This is a genomic window from Massilia yuzhufengensis (assembly GCF_900112225.1).
In the GTDB taxonomy this organism is placed as follows: domain Bacteria; phylum Pseudomonadota; class Gammaproteobacteria; order Burkholderiales; family Burkholderiaceae_D; genus Telluria; species Telluria yuzhufengensis.
The window spans coordinates 1-24,137 of the sequence record NZ_FOLD01000004.1; the positions used below are offsets into that span (position 1 = coordinate 1).

Here is a 24,137-nt window from a genome sequence, read left to right on the forward strand (position 1 = left end):
AATCGCCCAGCGCTATAAGGAACGCTGGGGCATCGAACTGTTCTTTAAGTGGATCAAACAGCATTTGAAGATCAAGTCGTTCCTGGGCCGCTCGGAAAATGCAGTCAGAATCCAGATCCTGACTGCCCTGATCACTTACTTGCTCGTGGCTCTGCTGCACCATTCAAGGCAAGCCACCAACTCGCTGTGGGACTTTCTCTGCCTGATCAGCGCCACCCTTTTCCAACGTCCTGACGCGGAAGCCGCTGCTGTCCGAAGGCGACGAGAATGGCAGACGCACGCCAAAAATCAGGGGTGCCTATTCTGATGAAGAGGTCAACAGAATTATTCCGGACAGCAGTGGGCGAAGGCCGGAACCTAAGTTCGTAGCGCAGCCACGAGCGCTTGAATGTCGTGGTGTGCACACAAAAATCGGGTCCCGGCCTGCGCCGGGAGTCGTAGGCGCCAGTGGCGCGTACGACGGTCTTACGGATAACAATGGGGTTGAGATGAGCTGCCCTAAACCTTCTGCGGATACCCCGTAATCCGCGCAATATCGCGATACATCGGCTGCAACTGCCGGTACATCTTCAGATACACCTCGCGGTACAGCTGCTCGTACACCGCATGGTTCGCCGAGATCGGCGCGAACACCCTCCCCACCCGCGTCATCGCCCCAATCGCCTCCGCGAAATCCGGATACAAGCCCAAGCCCACCGCCGCATCGATCGCCGCCCCCAGCCCCGAAGTCTCATACACATGCGGCCGCGACACCGGCAGCCCGAAGATATCGGCCGTCAGCTGCATCGCCGCGTCGCTTTGCGAGCCGCCCCCGGACACGCGCAGCTCGGTGATCCGGGTGCCGCCGCGCCGTTCGATCCGTTCCTTGCCTTCCCTCAGCGCATACGCCAGCCCCTCCAGGATCGCGCGGTACACGTGGGCGCGCGTGTGCACGTCGCCGAAGCCGATAATGGCTCCCTTGGCTTCGCGCCCCGGCACCCGGATGCCGGGCGTCCAGTAAGGCTGCAGCATCAGGCCCATCGAACCGGGCGGCACGGCATTGGCCAGCTCGTCGAACAGGCGCTCCGGCGCCACGTCTTCCAGCAGAGCGCGCGACTGTTCGTGGTGGCCGAACTGCTCCTTGAACCAGTTGACCATCCAGTAGCCGCGGAAGACCTGCACCTCGGTGCTGTAGGCGCCGGGGATCGCGGCCGGATACGGCGGCACGAACGGGGTCACTTCGATATAGCGAGTGTCGGTGGTGTTGATGGTGGCGGTGGTGCCGTAGCTCAGGCAGCCGACGTGGGGCGCGCTGCAGCCGGCGCCGATCACTTCGCAGGCTTTGTCTGCGGCGGCGGCCAGCAGCGGCAGGCCTTGCGGGATGCCGGTGTCCTGCGCGGCCTGGGCGCTGATCGTGCCCAGGCGGGTGCCCGGCTCGCACAGCTCGGGCAGCATGCGCGGCTCCACCGCCAGCGCCTGCCATTTCCAGTCGCGCCGGCCGGCCCACTTGCGACGCCGGTAGTCGAACGGCACGTAGGCCACCTGCGAGCCGGACGAATCGGCGTAGCGCCCGCACAGGCGGTAGTTCAGGTAGCCCGACAGCAGCAGGAACTTGTGGGTGGCCTGCCAGACCTCCGGCTGGTGGGCCCGGATCCAGTTGATCTCGGCTTCGCCGCGGAAGTAGTCGATGGTGTTGGAGACCCGCGCCAGCCGGAACGCCGCGCGCCACAGCGGGCCGATGGGCGGCACCACCTCGGTGCGGCGCTGGTCGAGCCAGGTGATGGCCGGGCGCAGCGGCTTGCCTTCGCCGTCGACGTTGATGACGGTGCCGCGCTGGGTCGTCACGGCCACGCCGGCGATGCGGGTACGGTCGGCGCCGGGCTGCGTCCACAGCGTGTGGCAGGCTTCGCACAGCGCCTGCCAGAAGCCCTCCGGCGCGTGCTCGGCCCAGCCGGGATGGGCGCTGGTGTAGTCCAGCAGCGCCACCTGCGCCTTGGCGACAATCTCGCCCTTCAGGTCGAACAGCAGCGCGCGCACGCTTTGCGTGCCGTTGTCGATGGCGAGGATCAGCGGGTCATGCATGCGGTAGCTCGCGCGTGGTCGATTGGCATGCCGTAGTGTGCCTGCCACAGCGCCAGATAGGAAGCCTGTTCGGTCTCCCAGCGCGCATCGCTCCAGCACAGCTCCGGCTGGCAGATGGCGCGGATGCGCGGCAGCAGCGCGGCGCCGCCGCCGCGCTGCTGGATGCCCAGGCGGGTGCGGCGCAGCAGCAGGTCGTCGAGCCGGTGCACGGCCTCGGCGCGCGCGGCCCAGCGCAGCTCGGCCCAGGGCGTGAGGGTGCCGGGAATGGTCTCCAGTTCGCCGTCGCGCGCGGCGTCGACCAGCGCCTGCGCGTGCCGGCCATGGCGCCCGCCCAGGCGCGCCAGGACGGTGGTGGACACGCCGCGCGGGCCTTGCGGCAGGCCGTGGCGCGCAAATACCGGCTGCGGCGCCAGGTCGGCGCGCCAGCCGGGCAGCTGGCGCGCGACGTGGGCCAGCGTATCGAGTGCGATCGCGCGGAAGGTGGTGAGTTTTCCGCCGGTGACGGCCACCAGCCCGGGCTCGTCCCAGACGATGTGTTCACGCGTCTCCTTCGACGGCGCGCCCCCGGTACCGCCGGCCAGTACCGGGCGCACCCCGGCATAGGTAGCCAGCACGTCGCCATCCTGCAGATCGAGCTGCGGGAACTGGGCGCGCAGCGCCGCCATCAGGTAGTCCACTTCCGCGCGCGTGACCTTCGCTTCCAGCGCCAGGCCCTCGCCATGGTCGACGTCGGTGGTGCCCACCAGCGTGACGCCCTCCCACGGGAAGGCAAATACCGGCCGTCCGTCGGCCGGGTGCATCAGGCTGACCGCCTGCGCCAGCGGCAGGCGCCAGGCCGGCAGCACCAGGTGGCTGCCGCGCAGCGGGCGCAGGCGCGGCGCCCCGCCCTGCCCGGCGATGCCGCAGGCCCAGGCGCCGGTGGCGTTCACCACGACCCGCGCCGAGACCAGCTGCGCGCGGCCATTGCGCGCATCGCGCAGCAGTGCGCCGGTCACCCGGCCTCCGCTACGCTGCAGCGATTCCACCGCCACGTAGTTGCGCGCCGCGGCGCCGTGGCTGCGCGCCTCGTCCAGCACGCGCAGCACCAGGCGCGCGTCGTCGGTCTTGGCGTCCAGGTAGCGGATCCCGCCAACCAGTCCGGCGCGCGCGACGTTCGGCGCCAGCATCTGGAACTCCTCGCCAGACACCCAGTGCGGCGCGCGCCGTCCGGCCATCAGGTCGTAGATCGCCAGGCCCGCCAGGAAGCTGCGCCGCTTGCGCCGGCTGGCGCCGTAGTCGGCGAAGGCGAAGCCCTGCGGCTCCACCAGGCCGGGTGCATCGCGCAGCAGCGCTTCGCGTTCGCGCACCGACTCCCGGGTCAGGCGCAGGCGGCCTTCGGCCAGGTAGCGCAGGCCGCCGTGCACCAGTTTCGACGAGCGGCTCGACGTCCCCCAGGCGAAATCGCGCTGCTCCACCAGCAAGGCCCTGAGCCCGCGCCGCGCCGCTTCCAGCAAGATGCCGGCGCCGGTGATGCCGCCGCCGATCACCAGCAAGTCCCAGTCGGCGTCCATCATCGCGCCACCAGCTTGCCCGGGTTCATGCGGCCTTCGGGATCGAAATGGCGGAACAGCGCAGCCATGACGCCCAATCCCAGCTCACCCTTTTCAATCCCCAGCCAGCGCGCATGGTCCACGCCCACGCCGTGCTGGTGGCTGATGGTGCCGCCTGCAGCGACGATGGCCTCGGACACGCGGTCCTTCAGCTGGCGCCAGCGCGCCAGGTCGGTTTCGAAGTCGCCCGCCAGGCGAAACACGAAGGTCGAGTACACGCTCGCGCCCTGCGGGTACAGGTGCGACAGGTGGGTATAGGCATGCACCCGCTCGCCCCAGGACTGCAGCGCGCCGGCGGCGGCGCGCTCGATGCCCTCCATCGCCTGGGTCACGCGCGGCCAGTCGAGCGCGGTTTCCACGGTGTCGATCGCGTAGCCTTGCGCCCAGGCCGCATTGCGCAGGTAGACGCTGCGGAAGCGGTTGCGGCGCCAGCGCTCGCCCAGCGCGCGCCCGACATGCACGCCGCCATGGGCCCGCGCCAGCCTGAGCGCGGCGCGCAGGGCCGGCCCGGCCTGTGATTTGGCGCCGCTCACGCCCACCATCAGCATGCACTTGCCGTCGGCGCAGCCACGCAATTGCAGCCAGCCTTCCAGCAGGCGCACCAGCCGCGCGTGCCCCGCCAATGCCAGCATGGTGGTGGTCTCGACCGGGTTGGACAGCCGCAGCATCGACAGCGGCAGCCGCGCCTGCGCCAGTTCGCGCACCGCCTCCAGCGCGCGCTCCCAGCTGGGGAAGAACACCGCGTGGAAGGCCTCATGCTGGGGCAGGCGGCTGACGCGCACCGTGGCGTGGGTGACGATGCCCAGGCGCCCTTCGGAGCCGAGCACCATCTCGCGCAGGTCGACGCCGGCGGCGGACGCCGGAAAGGTGGGGATGTCGAGCGTGCCCGCTGGCGTCTCGACCCGGCCGCCGGCGAACAGCCCCTCGATGCGCCCGTAGCGCAGCGACTGCTGGCCGGACGAGCGCGTGACCACCCAGCCGCCCAGCGTGGAGTATTCGAAGGACTGCGGGAAGTGGCCGAGCGTGTAGCCGTGCGCGCGCAGTTGCGCTTCCAGGTCGGGCCCGGCCACGCCGGCCTCGAAACTGGCCAGCCGGGCTTCGTGGTCGAGCGAGACCAGCGCGCGCATGCGGCGCATGTCGATGGTGAGCACCGGGCGCGCCGCATCGGCCACGCCCACATGGCCGGCCACGCTGGTGCCGCCGCCGTAGGGAATCACGTCGGCGCCACAGCCCTTGGCGTAGGCCAGCAGCGCGCGCACCTGCTCCGCGCCTTCCGGGTAGGCGACGCCGTCGGGCGCGGCGTTGATGCGGCCGTAGCGCAGGCGCAGCCAGTCGGGCAGGCTCTGGCCGAACGCATGCAGCAGGCGCGCCTGCGCACTGGCGTCGACCAGCGGGTGCTGCGGCAGGCGTCCCGGCGGCAGCAGCGCGCAAGCCGCGTCGAAGCGGACATCGAGCAGCGCCGTGCCCTGCCCCAGCTGCTGCGCCAGGAAGCTGCGCGCCTCCACGCCCAGCTCCAGCTCGACCGAATCGTCCCCCCAGCCATTCCATCGCCGCATCGCCGTTTCCCCTTATACTGATCCTTGCCATTGACGCCACAGTAAGGAACTATCCTCTCCCGGTATTGCGCTTTCATGACACCGTCTTGTTCCATTGCGCCATCCGCCGCGCCGGATCGCGGCCGGGTGACCGGCGCCTACCTGCAACCGCTGATCGAGGCCGCCCGCGCCCGCGGCGTCGATGCGGCGCAGCTGGCGCAGGCCGTGGGCCTGGCGCCCGCGGCCCTGTGGCCGCTTCCCGAATCGCTGGCCGCGCGCGACTACATCGCCCTGCTCGACGCCGGCGCCAGGCTCACCGGCGACCTGCATTTCGGCCTGCACGTGGGCGAGCGGGTGCGCCCCGCCACCTTCTCGGTGTATGGCCTGGTGCTGATGGCCTGCCGCGACTTCGGCCAGGCGCTGGAACAGACCCAGCGCTACGAGCAGCTTGCCCATGACCTGGGCCGCTCGCATCTCACGCTGGAGGGAGCGGACGCGCTGTACGGCTGGACCAGCCACTATCCGGCCGCCTCGCGCCACCTGGTCGAGAGCGTGTTCGCGGGCATCCGCGTGTTCGGCAGCTGGCTGGCCGGCCAGCCGCTCGGCTCGCGCCAGATCGCCTTGTGCCACCACAGCGATGCGCCGGCCGACGAATATGTGCGGGTGCTCGGCATGCTGCCGCGGTTCGGCGCCAGCGCCAACGTGGCGCGCTTCGACGCCGCGCTGCTGGCCGCGCCCGTGCCCAACGCCGACCCCAGCCTGTACCCGGTGCTGCGCCAGCACGCCGAGCGCCTGCTGGGCGAACGCGGCGCCGAAGGCGGCAGCATCCTGGTGCAGGTGCGCGCGGCCGTGGTCCGGCAGCTCGCGCGCTGCCAGGCCCGGCTGCCCTCGGTGGCGCAGGAGCTCGGGATGTCGGCGCGCACCCTGCAGCGCAAGCTGGCCGACGCCGGCGCCAGTTTCCAGCAAGTGCTCGACGGCGTGCGCTACGAGCTGGCGCGCGACTACCTGCGCCAGCGCGACCTGGGACTGGTCGACATCGCCTTCCTGCTGGGCTACCAGGAACAGAGCGCGTTCACGCATGCGTTTCGCGAATGGTCCGGCGTCAATCCCGGCGCATGGCGTGAGCGTGAGTGCGGGGGATAGAAGGGCAATTACCGTTCAGTGAGCGGTGTTCTTGTCCCGTCTGAAATTCATACGGCAAATGCTCAGCACGACACAGTAGGTATGCCCTGCCCATTCATCAGGTCGACTCCGATCCAGCACCTGTAACCCTTGCCTGGATCGTTGGCTGCCTTGGCGGTGTACATGCACTGGACGGCTCCCTTGTTTCGCTCTCGGTCGCCCTTCTCGGAACTACATGTTTCGCGAGCGTCAGGACCAATCGAATCGAATATTTCCTTTGCTCCTAGCCCTTTGACGACGATAGCTAATTTCCGATCCTTGGCTGTGGGTGCCTCACCATAAGCGACAGTGTCGCCGGAAAAAATCTTGTAGCGGCCATCCTGAAGCGACTGCCACGTGCCCAACGTATCGGCCGCAACCGCCAGCGAGACAACGCCCAATGCAGCAAGAACAGCTGCTATAGTTTTTCTCATATCATCCTCGCAGGCCTACGTGAAAGTGGTCGTTGTGGCCTATAAGAGGCTTCACGAACGGTACTTTTGGATCATTGAAGTAGACGACCATGACTGGGGCGAAGGTGTGAAATAACCCGATCAGCTTTGCAGTGGCCTCTTGGTCATACTCCTTGTCGCCCCACCTTACCGGCAGATGCAACCCATCCTTTCTGAGCGCCCGAACATCGACCTCGAGTCCTTCCAGGTGAGTCTTGTGTTCATCGTCATCGAACCTGTCTGCCCGGCTTATATTACCGACACCAAAGCGGCGCTTATCGATCGCCTGCCACTCGATACCGACCCGTAGGATGGCCGTCATCATGATCGGATGAGCGTATTGATATCCGCCTCTATCGGGCTTCCCGTCCATCTTGCCGTAGCTGTAGTAACCGGCTTCCATCGGCGCCTGCGGCAACATATAGAAGCCCCGCTTGTCCTGCGTAGGTCGGAGCGGATCGTCCTTTTGATCAGTCATGATCCGCCCCGTCATGCGCACGACTTGTTGCAAGACAGGTCCCAGCCGCCTGCCGTGTTGCCACCCATGCCGCCGCCGATCTTCTGCCGCGCATACTTCCATTTCACTTTGGCGAACTGCAGGCCGATGCGATCACTAAGGATGCTCCCCTCGGTCACCATCTGCTCCATGTTGGCGATCAATACATTCTCCAATTCGAGCTCGTAATACTTGACCCGATTGCCATCGCCATCAGCCCGCATGAATTCCATTTTCGCCTTCGCGATGGTTTTTCCAGACGAGCAGGTCTGCATCAGTGCAGGCGACGCGAGATCGACATGCTTGACGATTGACAGCGTATGGTATTCGCTGCGTCCCGTAGTGCGCCCGCCGGTGGCCGAACCCGGAGCTATCGTCGGCTGCACGACGCCCCATTGGGCCGAGTCCACCTCGATCCATCCCTGGTGCTTGGAGTCCGCCGACTCGCCCTTGATGCCGTCGATTTGCAGGTATACGTCGATTGCCATGTCCACTTCTCCATTTGGTTAACTGCATCCGGCCATTCTTCGCCAGGACGTTTCGTGACCGATTGGGGGCGCGCAATTGAAGACGGTGATAGCTCACAAGCATTGAACAAGTTCCGACCGGTGTGATGCCGCCCGGAATCGACTGATGACTCCGCCTTTGGAGGATTAGGACGAGCTCGGTCACTGCTCCCGATCGCGGCACAACAACTGGTGCTTGTAGGGCCTGGACGAAAAGCCACCCGGCGAAAGATCGACCGGGGCTATGAACCTTGGAAAGGGCAATGCCACAACCTGAGCAGCCGTCCATCGCTTCTTGACGCAAGGACTATAATTGTCGGAATATCGAAGACGCCCAGACCGGTAACCGACGTGAATCCACATCTCGAGCAACTCCATCCCTACCCCTTCGAACAGCTGCGCCAGCTGTTCAGCGGCGTGGTCCCGAATGCCGCATTCAGCCCGATCAGCCTGGGCATCGGCGAACCGAAGCACCCGACGCCCGCCTTCATCGAGAAAGCTTTGACGCATGCAATGGCGGGGCTGTCGGTCTACCCCACCACCCACGGCGGCGAAGCGCTGCGCAGCGCCATCGCGGGGTGGCTGGAGCGGCGCTACGGCATCCCGGCGGTCGACCCGGCCACCATGGTGCTGCCGGTGAACGGCTCGCGCGAAGCGCTGTTCGCCATCGCCCACTGCATCGTCGACGGCTCCCAACCCGGCGCGCTGGTGATGAGCCCCAACCCCTTCTACCAGATCTACGAGGGCGCGGCCTACCTCACCGGCGCCACGCCGTACTACGTCAATTCCGAGCCGGGCCGCAATTTCGCTCCCGGCTACGACAGCGTGCCGGACGAAGTATGGGCGCGCGTGCAGCTGCTCTACGTCTGCTCGCCGGGCAACCCGACCGGCGCCGTGCTCACACAGGAAGACTGGCAGCGCCTGTTCGAATTGTCCGACCGCCATGGTTTCGTGATCGCGGCCGATGAGTGCTATTCCGAGATCTATTTCGGCGCCACGCCCCCGCTGGGCGCGCTGGAAGCGGCGCACCAGCTGGGCAGGAGCCGCGGCGAGCATCCGTATGCCAACCTGATCGTGTTCTCCAGCCTGTCCAAGCGCTCCAACGTGCCCGGCATGCGCTCGGGCTTCGTGGCAGGCGACCCGCGCCTGCTCAAGAAATTCCTGCTCTACCGCACCTACTGCGGCGGCGCCATGTCGCCGCCGGTGCAGGCGGCCTCGATCGCGGCCTGGAGCGACGAGCACCACGTGCAGGACAACCGCGCGCTCTACCGCGAGAAGTTCCAGCTCATCACCCCGCTGCTGCGCCAGGTGATGGATGTCGAGCTGCCCGACGCCGGCTTCTACCTGTGGGCCGACGTGCGCCGCAGCGGCTTGTCGGACACCGAGTTCGCACGCCGCCTGTACGCCGAATATAATGTGACGGTCCTCCCGGGCAGCTACCTGGCGCGCGAAGCGCACGGGCTCAACCCGGGCAGCAATCGCATCCGCATGGCGCTGGTCGCCGGCGTCGATGAAGGACTCGAAGCGGCCAACCGCATCGTCGAGTTCTGCAAGGGCCTCGCCTGAATTCCGAATCCCCCCAACTGAAAAACACCATGACCCAACAACTCCAGAACATCATCGACACCGCGTGGGAACAGCGCGCGGAAATCAGCCCGTCCAATGCCAGCGCCGAAGTGCGCGACGCGGTCGCCCACGTGCTCGCAGGCCTCGACGCCGGCACCTTGCGCGTGGCGCAAAAGGATAGCGGCAGCTGGGTCGTCAACCAGTGGATCAAGAAAGCCGTGCTGCTGTCGTTCCGCCTCGAGAACAACGTGCCGGTGTCGGGTGGCGATGGCATGCAATTTTATGACAAGGTGCCGACCAAGTTCGCCGACTACACGCCGGAAGATTTCGCCAAAGGCGGCTTCCGCGTGGTGCCGCCGGCGGTCGCCCGCCGCGGCAGCTTCATCGGCAAGAACGTGGTCCTGATGCCGTCCTACGTCAACATCGGCGCCTACGTCGACGAAGGCGCGATGGTCGACACCTGGGCCACCGTCGGCTCCTGCGCCCAGATCGGCAAGAACGTCCACCTGTCCGGCGGCGTCGGCATCGGCGGCGTGCTGGAACCGATGCAAGCCAACCCGACCATCATCGAAGACAACTGCTTCATCGGCGCGCGCTCGGAAATCGTCGAAGGCGTGATCGTCGAAGAGAACTCGGTGATCTCGATGGGCGTGTACATCGGCCAGTCGACCAAGATCTACAACCGCGAAACCGGTGAAGTGAGCTACGGCCGCGTGCCGAGCGGCTCGGTGGTGGTGTCGGGCAGCCTGCCCTCCGCCGACGGCAAGTACAGCCTGTATTGCGCCGTGATCGTCAAGCGCGTCGATGCGCAGACGCGTTCGAAGACCGCGATCAACGACTTGCTGCGCGGCGATTGATGCCATAGCCGGACACGACGTAGGGTGGTCGGCTCCGCCGACCGCGCGTCCAACCGGCTTCACCACATATCAAGAGTAACGGGAGACGACGATGGCCATGGACCGCCTGTTCCAGCTGATGAAAGAGAAGAACGCTTCCGACATGTTCTTCGCCGTGAACTCGCCGGTACACATCAAGATCAACGGGAACCTCATCCCGATCAACCAGCATCGCCTCGAACCCGACAACATCATCTCGCTCCTCTCCGAAATCGCCTCGCCCGAGCAGATGACGGAACTGGAACGCGAGAATGAGCTCAACATGGGCGTCTCGGTGCCCAACCTGGGCCGTTTCCGCCTGTCGGCCTTCCGCCAGCGCGGCACGATCTCGGCGGTGTTCCGATTCGTGCCGGCGAATATCCCGCCGATCGGCGAACTGGGCCTGCCGCCGGTGCTGTCCGAGCTGATCATGGAAAAGCGCGGCCTGCTGCTGATCGTCGGCGCCACCGGTTCCGGCAAGTCGACCACCATCGCCTCGATGCTCGACCACCGCAACGACCAGCGCAGCGGCCATATCCTCACCCTGGAAGACCCGATCGAATACCTGTTCAAGAACAAGAAATCGATCGTCAACCAGCGCGAGATCGGCAGCGACGCCACCAGCTTCGGTACCGCCCTGCGCAACTCGATGCGGCAGGCGCCGGACTGCATCCTGATCGGCGAGATCCGCGACAAGGAAACCATGGCCGCCGCCCTGGCCTATGCCCAATCGGGCCACCTGGTGCTGGCCACGCTGCACGCCAATAACAGCTACAACGCGCTGAACCGCATCATCAGCTTCTACCCGATCGAAAACCGCGCCGCCCTGCTGCAGGATCTATCGTCGGCGGTGAAGGCGATCGTCTCGCAGCGCCTCATCAAGTCGGCCGCCGGCGGCCAGCGCCAGGCGGCGGTGGAAGTCATGCTCAACACCCGCTACGTCGCCGACCTGATCGAAAAAGGCGAGATCGGCCAGATCAAGGACGCGATGGACAAGAGCCTGTCGCCGGGTTCGCAATCCTTCGAGACCGCGCTGCTGAAACTGGTGAAGGATGGCCTGGTGACCCAGGAAGAAGCGCTGGCCAATGCCGATTCGGCCACCAACCTGCTGTGGCTGCTCAACAATGGGCCGGACAGCCAGGCGCAGCCGGAAGAGCAGCAAAAACCAGGCAATGAGCCCCCTGGGGCCTCGTTCACCGAATTCACGCTGAATAACTGAGCCGTACCAGCCGTCCGCTGTCCCCAGCCGCCCCTGTGTAGAATCCTCGCAGGGGCCTGGCTGTGCTATTCTTGCCGCCTTTCCAAAATTACCATCGGCCTGCGCATTCGCGCGGGCGCAGCGAGCTACGCCCATGACCATTACCCTGTACGGCATTCCCAACTGCGACACCGTCAAGAAAGCCCGCACCTGGCTGGCGGACAACGGCCACGACTTCGCCTTCCATGATTTCAAGAATCAGGGATTGACGCGCGAACTGGTCGCCGGCTGGCTCGAGCAGCTCGACTGGGAAACCCTGGTCAACCGCAAGGGCACCACCTGGCGCAACCTCCCCGACGAACGCAAGGCACAAATCACCGACAAGGCCGGCGCACTGGAACTGATGCTGGAGAACCCGTCCGTCATCAAGCGCCCGGTGCTGGCCGGCGTGGGCCCGGTCTCGGTCGGCTTCTCGGCCGACATGTACGACACCAAGTTCAAGGCAGCTGCATGAAACCGTCCCGCACCCAGCTCCTCCTTGAAGAGCTGATCGCGCTCGATTCCGTCACGCCGCAGGACAAGGGCTGTCAGCAAACGCTCATTAGCCTGCTCGCACCGCTGGGCTTTGCCTGCGAGACCATCGAATCGAACGGCGTCACCAACCTGTGGGCACGCAAGGGCACCACCTCGCCCGTGTTCGTGTTCGCCGGCCACACCGACGTGGTCCCGCCCGGCCCCGAGCACCAGTGGGCATCGCATCCCTTTGTGCCGACCCGGCGCGACGGCAAGCTGTATGGCCGCGGCGCCTCGGACATGAAAGCCTCGATCGCGGCCATGGTGGTGGCCTGCGAAGAATTCATCGCCGCCCACCCCGGGCACAAGGGTTCGATCGCCTTCCTCATCACCAGCGACGAGGAAGGCCCGGCCACCGATGGTACGGTCGTCGTGTGCGAACGCCTGGAAGAGCGCGGCGAAACCCTCGACTACTGCCTGGTGGGCGAGCCCACCTCGAACCACGTGCTGGGCGACACCATCAAGAACGGCCGCCGCGGCTCGCTGTCGGGCCACCTGGTGGTCAAGGGCGTGCAGGGCCACATCGCCTACCCGCAGCTGGCGCGCAACCCGATCCACCAGGCCGCGCCCGCACTGGCCGAGCTGGCCGCGGAAGTCTGGGACGAAGGCAACGAATACTACGCCCCCACCAGCTGGCAGGTGTCGAACATCCAGGCCGGCACCGGGGCCAACAACGTCATTCCCGGCCACCTGAGCCTGGACTTCAACTTCCGCTTTTCCACCGCCAGCACCGCCGACGGCCTGGACGCGCGGGTGCACGCCATCCTCGACCGCCACGGGCTGGACTACGCGCTGCAGTGGACGCTCTCCGGCCTGCCCTTCCTGACGCCGAAAGGCGTGTTGTCGGACGCGCTGGGCGCGGCGATCCAGGACGAACTGGGCGTGCAGACCGAGCTGTCGACCACCGGCGGGACCTCGGATGGCCGCTTCATCGCCCGCATCTGCCCGCAAGTGATAGAATTCGGGCCTCCGAACGCCAGCATCCACAAGATCGATGAGCACATCGAGCTGCGCTATATCGACCCCCTCAAGAATATCTACCGCCGCACGCTGGAACAGCTGCTGGCGCCGCATGAACAGTAGAACAACAGAACCGGACCACACCAGGAGCGAAGCCATGACCAATACTAACTTCAGCACGCCGCGCGACCTGCTGCGCTATGCCATCACCCGTTTCAATGGCGCCAAATTGTTCTTTGGCCATGGCAGCGCCGAGGCCTTCGACGAAGCGGCCTACCTGATCCTGCACACCTTGAAGCTCCCGCTGGACCGGCTCGACCCTTTCCTGGATGCGAAACTGCTGCAGGACGAAGTGCTGCAGGTGCTGTCGGTGATCGAGCGCCGCGTGTCCGAGCGCGTGCCGGCCGCCTATATCACCAGGCAGGCGTGGCTGGGCAGCTACCACTTCTACGTGGACGAGCGCGTGCTGGTTCCGCGTTCCTTCATCGCCGAACTGATCCCGCAATTCTTCAGCCCCTGGGTGCAGGATGCGGACGGGGTCGAGAACGTGCTGGAGCTGTGCACCGGCAGCGGCTGCCTGGCCATCATGATGGCGGACGCCTTCCCGAACGCCGTGGTGGACGCGGTGGACATCTCCACCGATGCGCTGGCCGTGGCCGAGCACAACATCCGCGAGTACAAGCTCGAGGGCCGGGTGAATCCGATCGCCTCGGACCTGTACACCAACGTGCCGTTCAAGAAGTATGACCTGATCGTCACCAACCCGCCCTACGTCAACAGCGCCTCGATGGGCAAGCTGCCGCCGGAATACCAGCGCGAGCCGCACATCGCGCTGGCCGGCGGCGAAGACGGCATGGACCTGGTGCGCAAGATCGTCGCCGGCGCCGCCGAACGCCTCACGCCGGAAGGCATCCTGGTGGTCGAGATCGGCAATGAAGCGGAATACGCCGAAGCCGCGTTCGGCCACCTGGGCCTGACCTGGCTCACCACCAGCGCGGGCGACGATGCCGTGTTCCTCCTTACTGCAGAACAGCTGCAAGCCAAGTAACCCGCCGGGGCGGACGGCCATGCCGTCCACCCGGGTCACAACGAAAATCCCGCAATGATCCGTTTCCAGAACGTCAGCCTGATGCGCGGCACCAAGCCGCTGCTCGTGAACGCCGACCTGTCCCTCAACCCGGGCGACAAGATCGGCCTGATCGGCGCCAACGGCGCCGGCAAATCGAGCCTGTTCGCCATGCTGCGGGGCGAGCTGCACGCCGACCAGGGGTCGATCGACTTCCCCACCAAATGGCGCATGGCCTACGTGGCCCAGGAGACCCCGGCGCTCGACCGTCCGGCGCTGGAATACGCGATCGACGGCGACGTGACCCTGCGCCGCCTGCAGGCCGAACTCGAGCGCCTCGAAGCGCACGAGGACATGGACGAACACGGGATGGCGCTGGGCGAGGTGCACGGCGCCCTGCTCGACGCCGACGCCTACACGGTGCAGTCGCGCGGCGAACAGCTGCTGCTGGGCCTGGGCTTCTCGCTCGACCAGATGCAGCAGCCGGTGGCCAGCTTCTCGGGCGGCTGGCGCATGCGCCTGAACCTGGCGCAGGCGCTGATGTGTCCCTCCGATTTATTACTGCTCGATGAGCCGACCAACCACCTGGACCTGGACGCGATCATCTGGCTGGAAGACTGGCTCAAGCGCTATCCGGGTACCCTGGTCATCATTTCCCACGATCGCGACTTCCTCGATGAGATCACCAACGTGATCGTGCACATCGACGAGCGCAAGCTCAAGCGCTATTCGGGCAATTATTCGTCCTTCGAGCGCCAGCGCGCCGCCGCCCTGGTGCTGGCCGCCAGCGCCATGGAAAAGCAGCAACGCACGCGTGCCCACCTGGAATCGTTCATCAACCGCTTCAAGGCGCAGGCCACCAAGGCGCGCCAGGCCCAGAGCCGCATGAAGGCGCTGGCCAAGATGGAAGAGCTGGCGCCGCTGCGCGCGGCCGCCGAGTTCTCGTTCGAGTTCCGCGACCCGCTGGCCGCGCCGAATCCGCTGCTGGTGCTCGACGGCGTCGACGCCGGCTATCCGCTGCTGGACGAACATGGCGACAAGGTCGGCGCCAAGACCATCGTCAAGCACATCAACTTCTCGCTGCAGATCGGTCAGCGCATTGGCCTGCTGGGTGTGAACGGGGCCGGCAAGTCGACGCTCATCAAGACCATCGCCGGCGAACTGGCGCCGGTGGAGGGCATCGCCACCCTGGGCAAGGGCCTGTCCATCGGCTACTTCGCCCAGCACCAGGTGGAAATGCTGCGCCACGACGAGTCGCCCCTGTGGCACCTGGCGAAAATCGCACCGACCGTGCGCGAGCAGGAACTGCGCAACTTCCTCGGCAGCTTCAACTTCCCGGGCGATATGGTAACCAGCGCGATCGCACCGTTCTCCGGCGGCGAGAAGGCGCGCCTGGCGCTGGCCCTGATCGTCTGGCAGCGTCCAAACCTGCTGCTGCTCGATGAACCGACCAACCACCTCGACCTCGAAACCCGCGAAGCCCTGACCCTGGCGCTGGCGCAGTTCGAAGGCACCGTGGTGCTGGTGTCCCACGATCGCCACCTGCTGCGCGCGACCACCGAAGAATTCATCATCGTCGCCGACGGCAAGCTGCAACCCTTCGACGGCGACCTGGACGACTACAAGGACTGGCTGTTCAAGACCAAGCTGGGCAAGGGCGCCGTGAACCTGCCGTCGCCGGTGGCCGCGGCCCCGGCGCCGGTGGCGGCCAAGGCCCCGGCCGCGGTGGCGGGTGGCGGCGAGCGCAAGGAACAAAAGCGCATGGATGCCGGCGAGCGCCAGCGCCTGGCCGCGCTGCGTAAGCCAATCGAGAACCGCATCAAGCGCGTCGACGAGCAAATGGCCAAGCTGCAGGCGAAGAAAGCCGGGATCGACGCCGAATTGCTCGACCCGGCCGTGTACGAGGCGGACAAGAAGGACCGCCTGAAGACCCTGGTGGCCGACCAGGCCTTCGTCACGCGCGACCTGGAGCAGCTGGAAGTGGAATGGCTCGAGCTGCAGGAGCAGCTCGAGGGACTGGCGGCCTAAGCGGCCTGGCCGCCCGCCTCAGGCCACCTGGCGTGGCGCGGCGGGCGCCACCGACATCAGGCGGTCGATGTCGATCAGGATCAGGCGCCGGCCCTTGGCCAGGCCGAGCCCGATCAGGTAATCGGCCTTGGGCTGTGCGCCCGGCAGCGGCACCACCTGCTCCGGATACAGCCGCAACACGCCCGTCACCCGCTCCACCACCACCCCCACCAGCCCGGCCGGAACGCGCACGATGATCACGTCGGTGTCGGGCGCGGGCGCGCAAAACGCCGCCGCGAAGGCGGCCCGCAAGTCCACCACCGGCATGATCACCCCGTGCGAGAGCGCTACGCCGCCGATGATCTCGCCATCGCTGGAAAAGCGCTCGAGCGCACTGAATACCTTCAGCTCCTGGACGGCGGCGTAGTCGACTCCGTACTCGAGCCCGCCCAGGGTGAAGGCAAGGAACTGCTGGGGTGCGGCGAGGGTCTGCTGGTGCATGGCGTGTCCTTTCATGGGGCAAGGCCTATGCTAAGGGCTTGCCCAGAAAGAATGTTGACTGCAGTCAACTACAGCACCTTGCCGGGGCGTGCTGCACCAGCATTGCCCCGCTTTCCTCAGGAAACGTCAGGCGACGCGGGATACCTCGACCGGGCGCGCCAGTTCCCTGGCCTGGTCGTGCATCGACTCGGCCGCCGCCGTTCCTGCCAGGCGCGGGCCGCGGCCACGCCGACCTGGAGCAGCGTGTACGTGAACAACATGGACGGGCGCCGCCTGTGGGTCTCGGTCAGCGCGGACTTCTGAGCGACCCCGGCGCGGCCTGCAGCAACGCCACCAGGGCCGCGTCGTTCTGGTTGGCCAGCGCCGCGGCCAGCTGCGCGCGCGGCACCAGCGATACGGCCTGGCTTTCCCAGCACATCTGCGCGGGACAGCCGCCGACGCGGCGGCCCAGATAGTAGCGGGTCTTGCTGCGGCTGCGGTCGACGTCGGCGAGGAAGCCGGTCAGTACCACCTGCAGCCCGCATTCCTCGAAGGCTTCGCGGATGGCGGTGGCGCGCATCGGCACGCCGCTGTCCTGCGTGCCTTTCGGGAAGGTGGCCGGGTAGCCGCCGAACCCATTGGTGGGATGCACGACCCAGACCCGGCCATCGGCTTCCTCGATCACCACACCCGCCGCCACCCGCTTGCCGGGCGCCGGAACGAAGGCCGGCTCGGTGAAGCCGTCGCCGTCCTGGCCTGCCACGTTGGCCCAGCCGGCGTCGCTGTGCGGCGCGTCCTGCCAGGGGGTGAACGGGATGCCGTTCAGGCCAGCCGGGACCGGGCCTTCCGGGAGGACCGTGGCATGCTGCGCAGGGTCGAGCCAGGCGGCCAGCGGGGAAGGCAGGCTGGGGTGGTGGATCGGCTCCGGGCTGCCGTCTTCCCTGCGTTTCGGGTGCATGAGTGTCATGCGGGCATTCTACAGCATCGATTTGACAATCTTTCGTTACGCGGCCGCATCACTGCCCGGCCCTGCCATTGATTCGCGCCTCCTTCTGTGACAACATCGGCTGACCTCCCTGCCTTTCGAAGAATAATGAAAAAACAGCTCGGCTCCGCGCCCATGACGCTTGCGCTCGACAACGTCCTGCTCGATACCCGCCCGCGCCAGCTCGGCGGCTGGCGCCGCGGCGGCGCCGAATTCCTGTATTTCGGCTTCAAGAATGCGCGCGCCTGCCTGTTCGTCGGCCTGTTCTTCGCCGCCATGATGCTCACTCCCCGCGCCGGCGTGTTCGGCGTGCCGCGCTACGACGTGCTGCTGCTGGTGGCCCTGGCCATCCAGCTGTGGATGGTGCGCTCCGGGCTGGAGACGATGGACGAACTCAAGGCGATCTGCCTGTTCCACGCGATCGGCTTCGTGCTCGAAGCGTTCAAGGTGTCGGGCACCATCCAGTCGTGGAGCTATCCGGATTTTGCGTACACCAAGGTGGTCGGCGTGCCGCTGTTCTCGGGCTTCATGTACGCGGCCATTGGCAGCTACATCGTGCAGGCCTGGCGCCTGTTCGACCTGCGCATCCGCCACCATCCGCCGCACTGGATGGCCTGGACCATCGCGATCCTGATCTACCTGAACTTCTTCACCCACCACTACATCGGCGACTACCGCTGGTACCTGGCGGCCTGCGCGCTCGGCCTGTACTCGCGCACCACGGTGGTGTTCCGCCCGCTCGACCGAGACCGCAAGATGCCCCTGCTGCTGGCCTTCGTGCTGATCGGCTTCTTCATCTGGCTGGCCGAGAACATCGGCACCTTCTGGGGCGTGTGGCGCTACCCGAACCAGCTGGGCGCCTGGTCGGTCGTCCACGTGAGCAAGTGGAGCTCGTGGTCGCTGCTGGTGATCATGACCTTCACCATCGTCGCCAACCTCAAGCACATCAAGGAAAAGATCCACGTTGCGCGGGCCTAGCGCGGCGCCGTGCAACAAGCCCGAACCGCCCGCAGCCCGGCCCCGGTACCAAGCTGTATGCCTACTCCGGGGTCGAGCTGTGGCGCTCGATCTTCGACCCCGACGCGGCCGCGCGCATCCACGGCTACGACGGCCCCTGCCCCGCTGGTCCGGCCGGCTAGCGGCCGGCGGCCAGGGCGCCGGGCCGCCACGGCCGCGCTATTGCGTGAGGCGCACGCCTGCTATGATCTGGCCATGCGGCACGCCCGTGCCTGTTTTGACGAAGGAATCGTCATGAAGCCGCTGATCGGTCTTACCCTGTGCCTGGCAGCGCTGCTGCTGCCGGCCGCCAGCCCCGCCGCGCGGGCCCAGAGCGAGCGCGCCGTGGCCGCCGGCGAAGTCGAGCTGCAGGCCCTGATCGCCTCGCTCGAGCGACAGCGCGCCAATGCCATCGTGCGGCGCGACATCCCCTTGCTGCGCAACCTGATGGACCGCCAGTACTACCATGTGGAGGCGCGCGGCAGGGTGCGCAGCAAGACCGAGCTGCTGACGACGCTCGAACGCGACGAATTCCGCATCCGCACCTACGAGCTCGAATCGACCGAAGTACAAATGCTGGACGACGGCGCGGCCCTGGTCACCGGCATACTGCGCACGGCGCAGGCGAGCCCCCAGGCGCGCGTGACGCGCGTGCGCTATGCGCGGATCTGGGTGCGCCAGCCGGACGGCTGGAAGAATACCTTCCACCAGGGCACCATGATCCGCTCGCCCCAGGACAGCTGCCAGTGCGATTGACGGCCTAGGCCGCGGTGGCTTCCGAGGTGCTCCAGCTGAAGCTGCCGCTGCTGCCCGCGAACAGCAGCTCGGCGCCGCTGGCGTCGCGCAGCCGCGCCTTGATCTCGCGCGCCTGCTGGTTGTAGACGGCGCCGCGCTCGGCGGCCGCGGTGTCGGGCTCGATGTTCAGCGCGCGCACCGTGATGTCGCCGGCCACCTGCGCGATCGCGACGCTGACTGCGCCGCTGTGCTCCGCGCGCTGGGTTTCCAGCCGGGCCAGCAGGGCCGCGCCGGCCTGCTGCTCGGCTTCGATGTCCTTGATCTCCTGCGTCAGCGTGGACAGCTGCTTGAGCGCCGGGGCCACGCCCGCCGCCAGCTTCTTGAACATCGGCTGCTGCTCGGGCGTGAGCACCAGTTCTCCCTTGCGCACGCGCCCGGCCAGTTTCACGTAGCTGGCCACGTCCGGCTGGGCCGCCACCGCGCCCATCGCCGCGCGCCGCTGCAGCGCCAGTTCGCCGAACTGGCCGACCCGCTCGCGGATCAAGACCATGGCCGCATCGATGCGCGTGCAGTCCGGTCGCAGTACGAACACCCGCATCTCGCTGTGCCCGCGCGGGGCGGCGCGCTCGATCGCGATGCGCTTGGCGGCGATGGCGCAGCCTTCGGCCTGGCCCAGTTCCACCACGTCGGCGATGATGTCGCAATTGAGCGCCTCCAGCACCGTCACGCTGGCGCCCGAGATCGTGCAGTTCTCGGCGCGCTGCAGGTGCACCTCGCCGTTCTCGCTCTGGATGGTGGCGCCGGACGCCACGCCCAGCACCCGGATCGGGCCATCGGCGTTGCGCGCGCTGCCGCCGATCAGGTTGCGGTTCAGGCACACCACGCCGCCACGCGAGGTGACGTGGCCGAACACGTCGGCGTGCACCGTGATGCTCTCGCCTTCGACCACGCGGTTTTCCTGGACTTCGCCGAACTCTTCGTAGTCGCCTTCGAGGTGCAGGTTGCCGGTGGTGCGGGCGCTGACGCCGTCATGGCTGACGATCTTGTCGCCCACCGCCAGCTTGGTGCTGCCCGGCTCCACGTTCAGGAAGCCGTCCTGCAGCGCCACCACGAACTCGCCCTCGGCGATGCGGTCGATGGTGGTGCCCGGGCCGCTCCAGCCGGCCAGGTCGAGATCAAGCGGCATCTCGGGCGCCAGCGCGATGCCGGACAGCTCGAAGCCCGGCTCGCCCTGCACGCGCGGCATCTTGCGCAGCAGGCGCGTGCCGCGCTGGACCTGCGGGAAGCGGTTCTGGAAGCTCATCAGGTCCAGCTTGCCGTTGGCGAGCTGGCGCGGGGCGTCGCTGCGGTGCAGTTCGTTCGACACCTCGACCACGTGCGCGTCTTCGCCCGGCTTGGGCGGCTGCCGGCGCGCCACCGTGAAGCGCCCGGCCGCATTGGTGGCGATGGCCTCCCGCACGACGGCGATGTCGATGCCGAAGCGGATGCCCTTCATCCACATGTCGGCGATGAATTCGTCCAGGTCGAGCCGGGTCGGCTGCTCGACGCCTTCGGCGTCGGGCATGAAGACCGGCTCGAAATAGTATTCGGCCTGGCCATCGGCGATCTTCGCGGCGCGATACAGTGCGCGGCGCGCCGGGTCGAAGGCCTGGATATCGTCCGCCAGCCGCACCACGGTCTCGCCGCGCGCATTGCGCGGCAGTTCGGGGCCATGGCCGAATAGCGCCTTGACCAGCACCGCGTAGTCCAGGCCGACGAAATACTGGTTCTTGAGCAGGATGCTGTCGACCGCCGCGAGCAGCACCGCGCCGAGTGCGGCGACGTCGCCATAGACGCCGTCCGGCTGCAGCGCGATGCAGGCCTCGGGGCCGGCGGGAATGCCGGACGCGAGCGGGCGCACTGCGGGCGCCGCGAACGATTCGGGTGCGGTGGATGCTACGGGGTTGGACAAGGCACGCTCACTTGGGCTGGATTGTGAACGCTAAGATAGCATGTTGCGATACGCAAATAAACATAAGGCAACAAAATTACTTACGAGAAACCCGCTCGTGGGGGCATGCCGGCGCCGCACATGCAAACGGCGCCCGTAGGCGCCGTTTGGACAGGACCGGCCGGGCCGCTCAGCGGCGCCGTGCGTTCGGGTACAGGTCGACGTTGGCCTCGTTGATCTGGCGCTTGAGTTCGCGGCGCTCGTCGGGGGTCATGCGCGCCCCGCGGCGGCTGTCCTGCTCGCGCATGGACTGCTCGGCGCGCTGCTGCTCGCGCATGGCCTGTTCCTGGCGGCGCGCGTCGTCATAGGCGCGCTGGTCGAAGCGCTGGTCCTGGGCACGGGGCTCGTAGCGCTGCTGCTGCAGGTCGTCCCTGCGCGGCGTACGATCCTGGCCACCGGCGATGGCACCGGCGGCGCTGCAGGCGAGCACGCACGCAACGACGCCATGCCGAACAAGGCGGGCTACACGCTCGCCAGTGACTGCCTGGTTTTTGATATGCACGTCGTTCATAGTGTCCCTCTTCCGCGATGCCATATAAACAGATAAGCTGTGTTTTTCACTTGCAGCCAGTTTATGTGCATACCGTCTGAGGTGTAAGCCTGAATGGGTAAAGTTTGTAACACAATGTAATGGCTGAGCCAATAGAACAGGTTGCTCAAGCGATAAGACGTTACCATAGCGACATGCTTCTGACAATTCTGGAATCCAAATGAATCCATCGACGAACAACAACGGACCTACCGCGACCGCCGGGGCCACGGGCGGCCACAGCGCCAAGATCATGGTCGTGGACGACGACGTGCGCCTGCGCGACCTGCTGCGCCGCTACCTCACCGAACAGGGTTTCCAGGTGGTGACCGCGGAAAGCGCGCCGGCCATGAACAAGCTGTGGCTGCGCGAGCGCTACGACCTGCTGGTGCTCGACCTGATGCTGCCGGGCGAAGACGGCCTGTCGATCTGCCGCCGCCTGCGCGGCGCAGGCGACCAGACCCCGATCATCATGCTCACCGCCAAAGGCGAGGACGTCGACCGCATCGTTGGCCTCGAGATGGGCGCCGACGACTACCTGCCCAAGCCCTTCAACCCGCGCGAGCTGGTGGCCCGCATCGGTGCGGTCCTGCGCCGCAAGGGCCCGGACGAAATCCCGGGCGCGCCAAGCGAAACCCCGCAGACCTTCGAGTTCGGCGACTTCGTGCTCGACCTGGGCACCCGCACGCTCAAGAAGAACGGCGACACCGTGCCGCTGACCACCGGCGAATTCTCGGTGCTGAAGGTGTTCGCACGCCACGCGCGCCAGCCGCTGTCGCGCGAGAAGCTGATGGAACTGGCGCGGGGCCGCGAATACGAGGTCTTCGACCGCTCGCTCGACGTGCAGATCTCGCGCCTGCGCAAGCTCATCGAACCGGATCCATCGAGCCCGCTGTACATCCAGACCGTGTGGGGCCTGGGCTACGTGTTCATCCCTGAAGGACAGCCGCGCTAGTGTTCGCCCCCTTCTCGAACGCGCGGCGCGTGGCGCGCTTCGCCTGGTACCGCAGTGGCCTGTTCTGGCGCACCTTCCTGCTGATGTCCGCCCTCACCGCGGCCTCGATGGGCTCGTGGATCGGCATGATCAGCGTGTTCCAGCGCGGCGCCGAGGTGCAGAAGACGGCCGAACTGGTGAACTCGGTGGTCACCATCACCAAGGCCGCGCTCACCCACTCCGCGCCCCACCTGCGTACCGAGCTGCTGCTCGAGCTGGTGTCGAACGAAGGCATCCGCATTCAGGCCGTCAACGATACCGACATCGTCGAACCGCCGCCCAGCAACCCCTTGATGCCGGAGATCGCGGCCATGGTGCGCGAGCGCCTCGGCAAGCAGACCCGCTTCTCGCGCGGCGTGAACGGCGTGCCGGGCTTCTACATCAGCTTCAACATCGATGAAGACGAATACTGGCTGATGCTCGAGCGCGAACGCATCGCCGGCCTGACCCGCGTGCAATGGCTCGGCTGGGCCACGCTGGTGGGCCTGCTGTCGCTGCTCGGAGCGGCGCTGATCTCGTCGCTGGTGAACCTGCCGCTGGCACGCCTGACCGCCGCCGCGCGCGCCATCGCCAAGGGCGAGAAGCCGGTGCCGCTGCCCGAAAAGGGCTCGCAGGAGATCATCGAGGCCAACCGCAGCTTCAACCAGATGGTGGACGACCTGGCGCAGGTGGAAAAAGACCGGGCGGTGATCCTGGCCGGCATCTCGCACGACCTGCGCACGCCGCTGGCGCGCATGCAGCTCGAGGTCGAGATGGCCCACCTGCCGCAGGATGCGCGCGAAGGCATGCAGTCGGACATCAACCAGATGGACGCGATCATCGGCCAGTTCCTCGACTTCGCCAAGCCGACCGACGCCTCGACCTTCATTTCGGTGAACCTGTCCGAGCTGCTGTCCGACCTCGGCCGCGAGGCCGGCCGCATCCGCGACCTCACCGTGCAGGTCGACCTGATGCCGGGCGTGCACGTGATGGGCAACGCCACCGACCTGCGGCGCGTGGTCAACAACATCATCGAGAACGCCCGCAAGTACGGCAAGACCCCCGGCCAGGACGTCACCGAGATCGCCATCGTCCTGCGCGTCAAAGCCACCGGCCACGGCCGCCGCGCCGTCATCGAGATCTGCGACCACGGCGTGGGCGTGCCCGACGACCAGATCGCCCAGTTGCTCAAGCCCTTCACCCGCCTCGACAGCGCCCGCGGCCAGGCCAACGGCGCCGGGCTCGGCCTCGCCATCGTCGAACGCGTCCTGGCCCGCCACAACGCCGAACTCACCGTGAGCAACCGCGAAGGCGGCGGCCTCCTGCTCCAACTGGCCCTGCCCCTGGCCGGTTAACTTCGGGGTCAGGTCTGACATTTGGACACGGCCTCAGCCCTATTGCTGG

23 protein-coding genes and 1 pseudogene are annotated in these 24,137 nt (G+C 66.8%); 14 read left to right on the forward strand and 10 right to left on the reverse strand.

The genetic code is table 11. The annotated features are described in order from the left end of the window. Nucleotides 1–152: pseudogene (locus BM031_RS25860) on the forward strand (transposase); the annotation flags it as partial. A gap of 346 nt (nucleotides 153–498) precedes the next feature. Here the strand turns inward: BM031_RS25860 and BM031_RS04755 are convergent. The 3 genes from BM031_RS04755 to BM031_RS04765 are packed head-to-tail and all read right to left on the reverse strand — an operon-like array spanning nucleotide 499 to nucleotide 5,206. Then, complete coding sequence (locus tag BM031_RS04755) at nucleotides 499–2,061, reverse strand: FGGY-family carbohydrate kinase (RefSeq protein ID WP_091871829.1); 1,563 nt, start codon at nucleotides 2,059–2,061, stop codon at nucleotides 499–501. Further along, on the reverse strand, nucleotides 2,046–3,614 hold the full coding sequence (locus BM031_RS04760) for a glycerol-3-phosphate dehydrogenase/oxidase (RefSeq protein WP_091871831.1): 1,569 nt from the start codon (nucleotides 3,612–3,614) through the stop codon (nucleotides 2,046–2,048). Before BM031_RS04760 ends, BM031_RS04755 begins: the two co-directional genes overlap by 16 nt. Further along, nucleotides 3,611–5,206: an FAD-binding oxidoreductase gene (locus BM031_RS04765; RefSeq protein WP_091871832.1), complete on the reverse strand. Its 1,596-nt coding sequence runs from the start codon at nucleotides 5,204–5,206 to the stop codon at nucleotides 3,611–3,613. Before BM031_RS04765 ends, BM031_RS04760 begins: the two co-directional genes overlap by 4 nt. A gap of 75 nt (nucleotides 5,207–5,281) precedes the next feature. Between BM031_RS04765 and BM031_RS04770 the strand changes: the two genes are divergently transcribed. Continuing rightward, nucleotides 5,282–6,328, forward strand: a complete 1,047-nt coding sequence (locus BM031_RS04770; RefSeq protein ID WP_091871833.1) for an AraC family transcriptional regulator — start codon at nucleotides 5,282–5,284, stop codon at nucleotides 6,326–6,328. A 62-nt stretch (nucleotides 6,329–6,390) separates the two neighbouring features. On the opposite strand, the gene BM031_RS04775 is transcribed toward BM031_RS04770, so the two are convergent. The 3 genes from BM031_RS04775 to BM031_RS04785 are packed head-to-tail and all read right to left on the reverse strand — an operon-like array spanning nucleotide 6,391 to nucleotide 7,782. Further along, nucleotides 6,391–6,780, reverse strand: coding sequence for a hypothetical protein (locus BM031_RS04775; protein WP_091871834.1), 390 nt, complete (start codon nucleotides 6,778–6,780; stop codon nucleotides 6,391–6,393). A gap of 1 nt (nucleotide 6,781) precedes the next feature. Continuing rightward, nucleotides 6,782–7,276, reverse strand: a complete 495-nt coding sequence (locus BM031_RS04780) for a hypothetical protein (protein WP_143084509.1) — start codon at nucleotides 7,274–7,276, stop codon at nucleotides 6,782–6,784. A gap of 11 nt (nucleotides 7,277–7,287) precedes the next feature. Further along, nucleotides 7,288–7,782, reverse strand: coding sequence for an Hcp family type VI secretion system effector (locus BM031_RS04785; protein ID WP_091871839.1), 495 nt, complete (start codon nucleotides 7,780–7,782; stop codon nucleotides 7,288–7,290). Between the two features lie 369 nt (nucleotides 7,783–8,151). On the opposite strand from BM031_RS04785, the gene dapC reads away from it, so the two are divergent. From dapC to BM031_RS04820, 7 genes are all read left to right on the forward strand, one after another. Then, nucleotides 8,152–9,366, forward strand: a complete 1,215-nt coding sequence (gene dapC / locus BM031_RS04790; RefSeq protein ID WP_091871840.1) for a succinyldiaminopimelate transaminase — start codon at nucleotides 8,152–8,154, stop codon at nucleotides 9,364–9,366. A gap of 29 nt (nucleotides 9,367–9,395) precedes the next feature. Continuing rightward, the gene (gene dapD, locus BM031_RS04795; RefSeq protein WP_091871842.1) at nucleotides 9,396–10,223 is read left to right on the forward strand and encodes a 2,3,4,5-tetrahydropyridine-2,6-dicarboxylate N-succinyltransferase; all 828 of its coding nucleotides are present in this window, start codon (nucleotides 9,396–9,398) and stop codon (nucleotides 10,221–10,223) included. 91 nt (nucleotides 10,224–10,314) lie between these two features. Next, complete coding sequence (locus BM031_RS04800) at nucleotides 10,315–11,460, forward strand: PilT/PilU family type 4a pilus ATPase (RefSeq protein ID WP_091871844.1); 1,146 nt, start codon at nucleotides 10,315–10,317, stop codon at nucleotides 11,458–11,460. 133 nt (nucleotides 11,461–11,593) lie between these two features. Continuing rightward, a complete protein-coding gene (locus tag BM031_RS04805) occupies nucleotides 11,594–11,953 on the forward strand; it encodes an ArsC family reductase (protein ID WP_091871846.1) in 360 nt (119 codons plus the stop codon). Continuing rightward, the gene (gene dapE / locus BM031_RS04810; protein ID WP_091871849.1) at nucleotides 11,950–13,095 is read left to right on the forward strand and encodes a succinyl-diaminopimelate desuccinylase; all 1,146 of its coding nucleotides are present in this window, start codon (nucleotides 11,950–11,952) and stop codon (nucleotides 13,093–13,095) included. The genes BM031_RS04805 and dapE overlap by 4 nt, the downstream gene beginning before the upstream one ends. A gap of 34 nt (nucleotides 13,096–13,129) precedes the next feature. Next, a complete protein-coding gene (gene prmB / locus BM031_RS04815) occupies nucleotides 13,130–14,020 on the forward strand; it encodes a 50S ribosomal protein L3 N(5)-glutamine methyltransferase (RefSeq protein ID WP_091871851.1) in 891 nt (296 codons plus the stop codon). A gap of 54 nt (nucleotides 14,021–14,074) precedes the next feature. Beyond that, nucleotides 14,075–16,066: an ATP-binding cassette domain-containing protein gene (locus BM031_RS04820; RefSeq protein WP_091871853.1), complete on the forward strand. Its 1,992-nt coding sequence runs from the start codon at nucleotides 14,075–14,077 to the stop codon at nucleotides 16,064–16,066. 18 nt (nucleotides 16,067–16,084) lie between these two features. Here BM031_RS04820 and BM031_RS04825 read toward each other — a convergent pair whose 3' ends face one another. Further along, nucleotides 16,085–16,546: a chemotaxis protein CheW gene (locus BM031_RS04825; protein WP_091871855.1), complete on the reverse strand. Its 462-nt coding sequence runs from the start codon at nucleotides 16,544–16,546 to the stop codon at nucleotides 16,085–16,087. Nucleotides 16,547–16,597: 51 nt separating this feature from the next. Between BM031_RS04825 and BM031_RS24930 the strand changes: the two genes are divergently transcribed. Then, entirely contained in the window at nucleotides 16,598–16,849 is a 252-nt protein-coding gene (locus tag BM031_RS24930; RefSeq protein WP_143084510.1) for a hypothetical protein, read from the forward strand. Here the strand turns inward: BM031_RS24930 and BM031_RS04830 are convergent. Further along, on the reverse strand, nucleotides 16,833–17,492 hold the full coding sequence (locus tag BM031_RS04830; protein ID WP_091871857.1) for an NUDIX hydrolase: 660 nt from the start codon (nucleotides 17,490–17,492) through the stop codon (nucleotides 16,833–16,835). The two genes, BM031_RS24930 and BM031_RS04830, sit on opposite strands and share 17 nt — an antisense overlap. A gap of 153 nt (nucleotides 17,493–17,645) precedes the next feature. Here BM031_RS04830 and BM031_RS04835 point away from each other — a divergent pair, with 153 nt between their 5' ends. Next, nucleotides 17,646–18,488: a DUF817 domain-containing protein gene (locus BM031_RS04835; protein WP_091871859.1), complete on the forward strand. Its 843-nt coding sequence runs from the start codon at nucleotides 17,646–17,648 to the stop codon at nucleotides 18,486–18,488. Between the two features lie 273 nt (nucleotides 18,489–18,761). Beyond that, a complete protein-coding gene (locus BM031_RS04840) occupies nucleotides 18,762–19,262 on the forward strand; it encodes a nuclear transport factor 2 family protein (RefSeq protein ID WP_177207655.1) in 501 nt (166 codons plus the stop codon). A gap of 4 nt (nucleotides 19,263–19,266) precedes the next feature. Here BM031_RS04840 and BM031_RS04845 read toward each other — a convergent pair whose 3' ends face one another. Together BM031_RS04845 and BM031_RS04850 are read right to left on the reverse strand one after the other, a co-directional pair. Continuing rightward, nucleotides 19,267–21,192, reverse strand: a complete 1,926-nt coding sequence (locus BM031_RS04845; RefSeq protein ID WP_091871863.1) for a flagellar assembly protein A — start codon at nucleotides 21,190–21,192, stop codon at nucleotides 19,267–19,269. Nucleotides 21,193–21,361: 169 nt separating this feature from the next. Then, on the reverse strand, nucleotides 21,362–21,661 hold the full coding sequence (locus tag BM031_RS04850) for a hypothetical protein (RefSeq protein WP_091871865.1): 300 nt from the start codon (nucleotides 21,659–21,661) through the stop codon (nucleotides 21,362–21,364). 352 nt (nucleotides 21,662–22,013) lie between these two features. Here BM031_RS04850 and ompR point away from each other — a divergent pair, with 352 nt between their 5' ends. Together ompR and BM031_RS04860 are read left to right on the forward strand one after the other, a co-directional pair. Beyond that, nucleotides 22,014–22,715, forward strand: coding sequence for an osmolarity response regulator transcription factor OmpR (ompR, locus tag BM031_RS04855; protein WP_229408641.1), 702 nt, complete (start codon nucleotides 22,014–22,016; stop codon nucleotides 22,713–22,715). Then, nucleotides 22,715–24,088, forward strand: coding sequence for a sensor histidine kinase family protein (locus BM031_RS04860; RefSeq protein WP_091871875.1), 1,374 nt, complete (start codon nucleotides 22,715–22,717; stop codon nucleotides 24,086–24,088). The genes ompR and BM031_RS04860 overlap by 1 nt, the downstream gene beginning before the upstream one ends. Nucleotides 24,089–24,137: the final 49 nt, after the last annotated feature.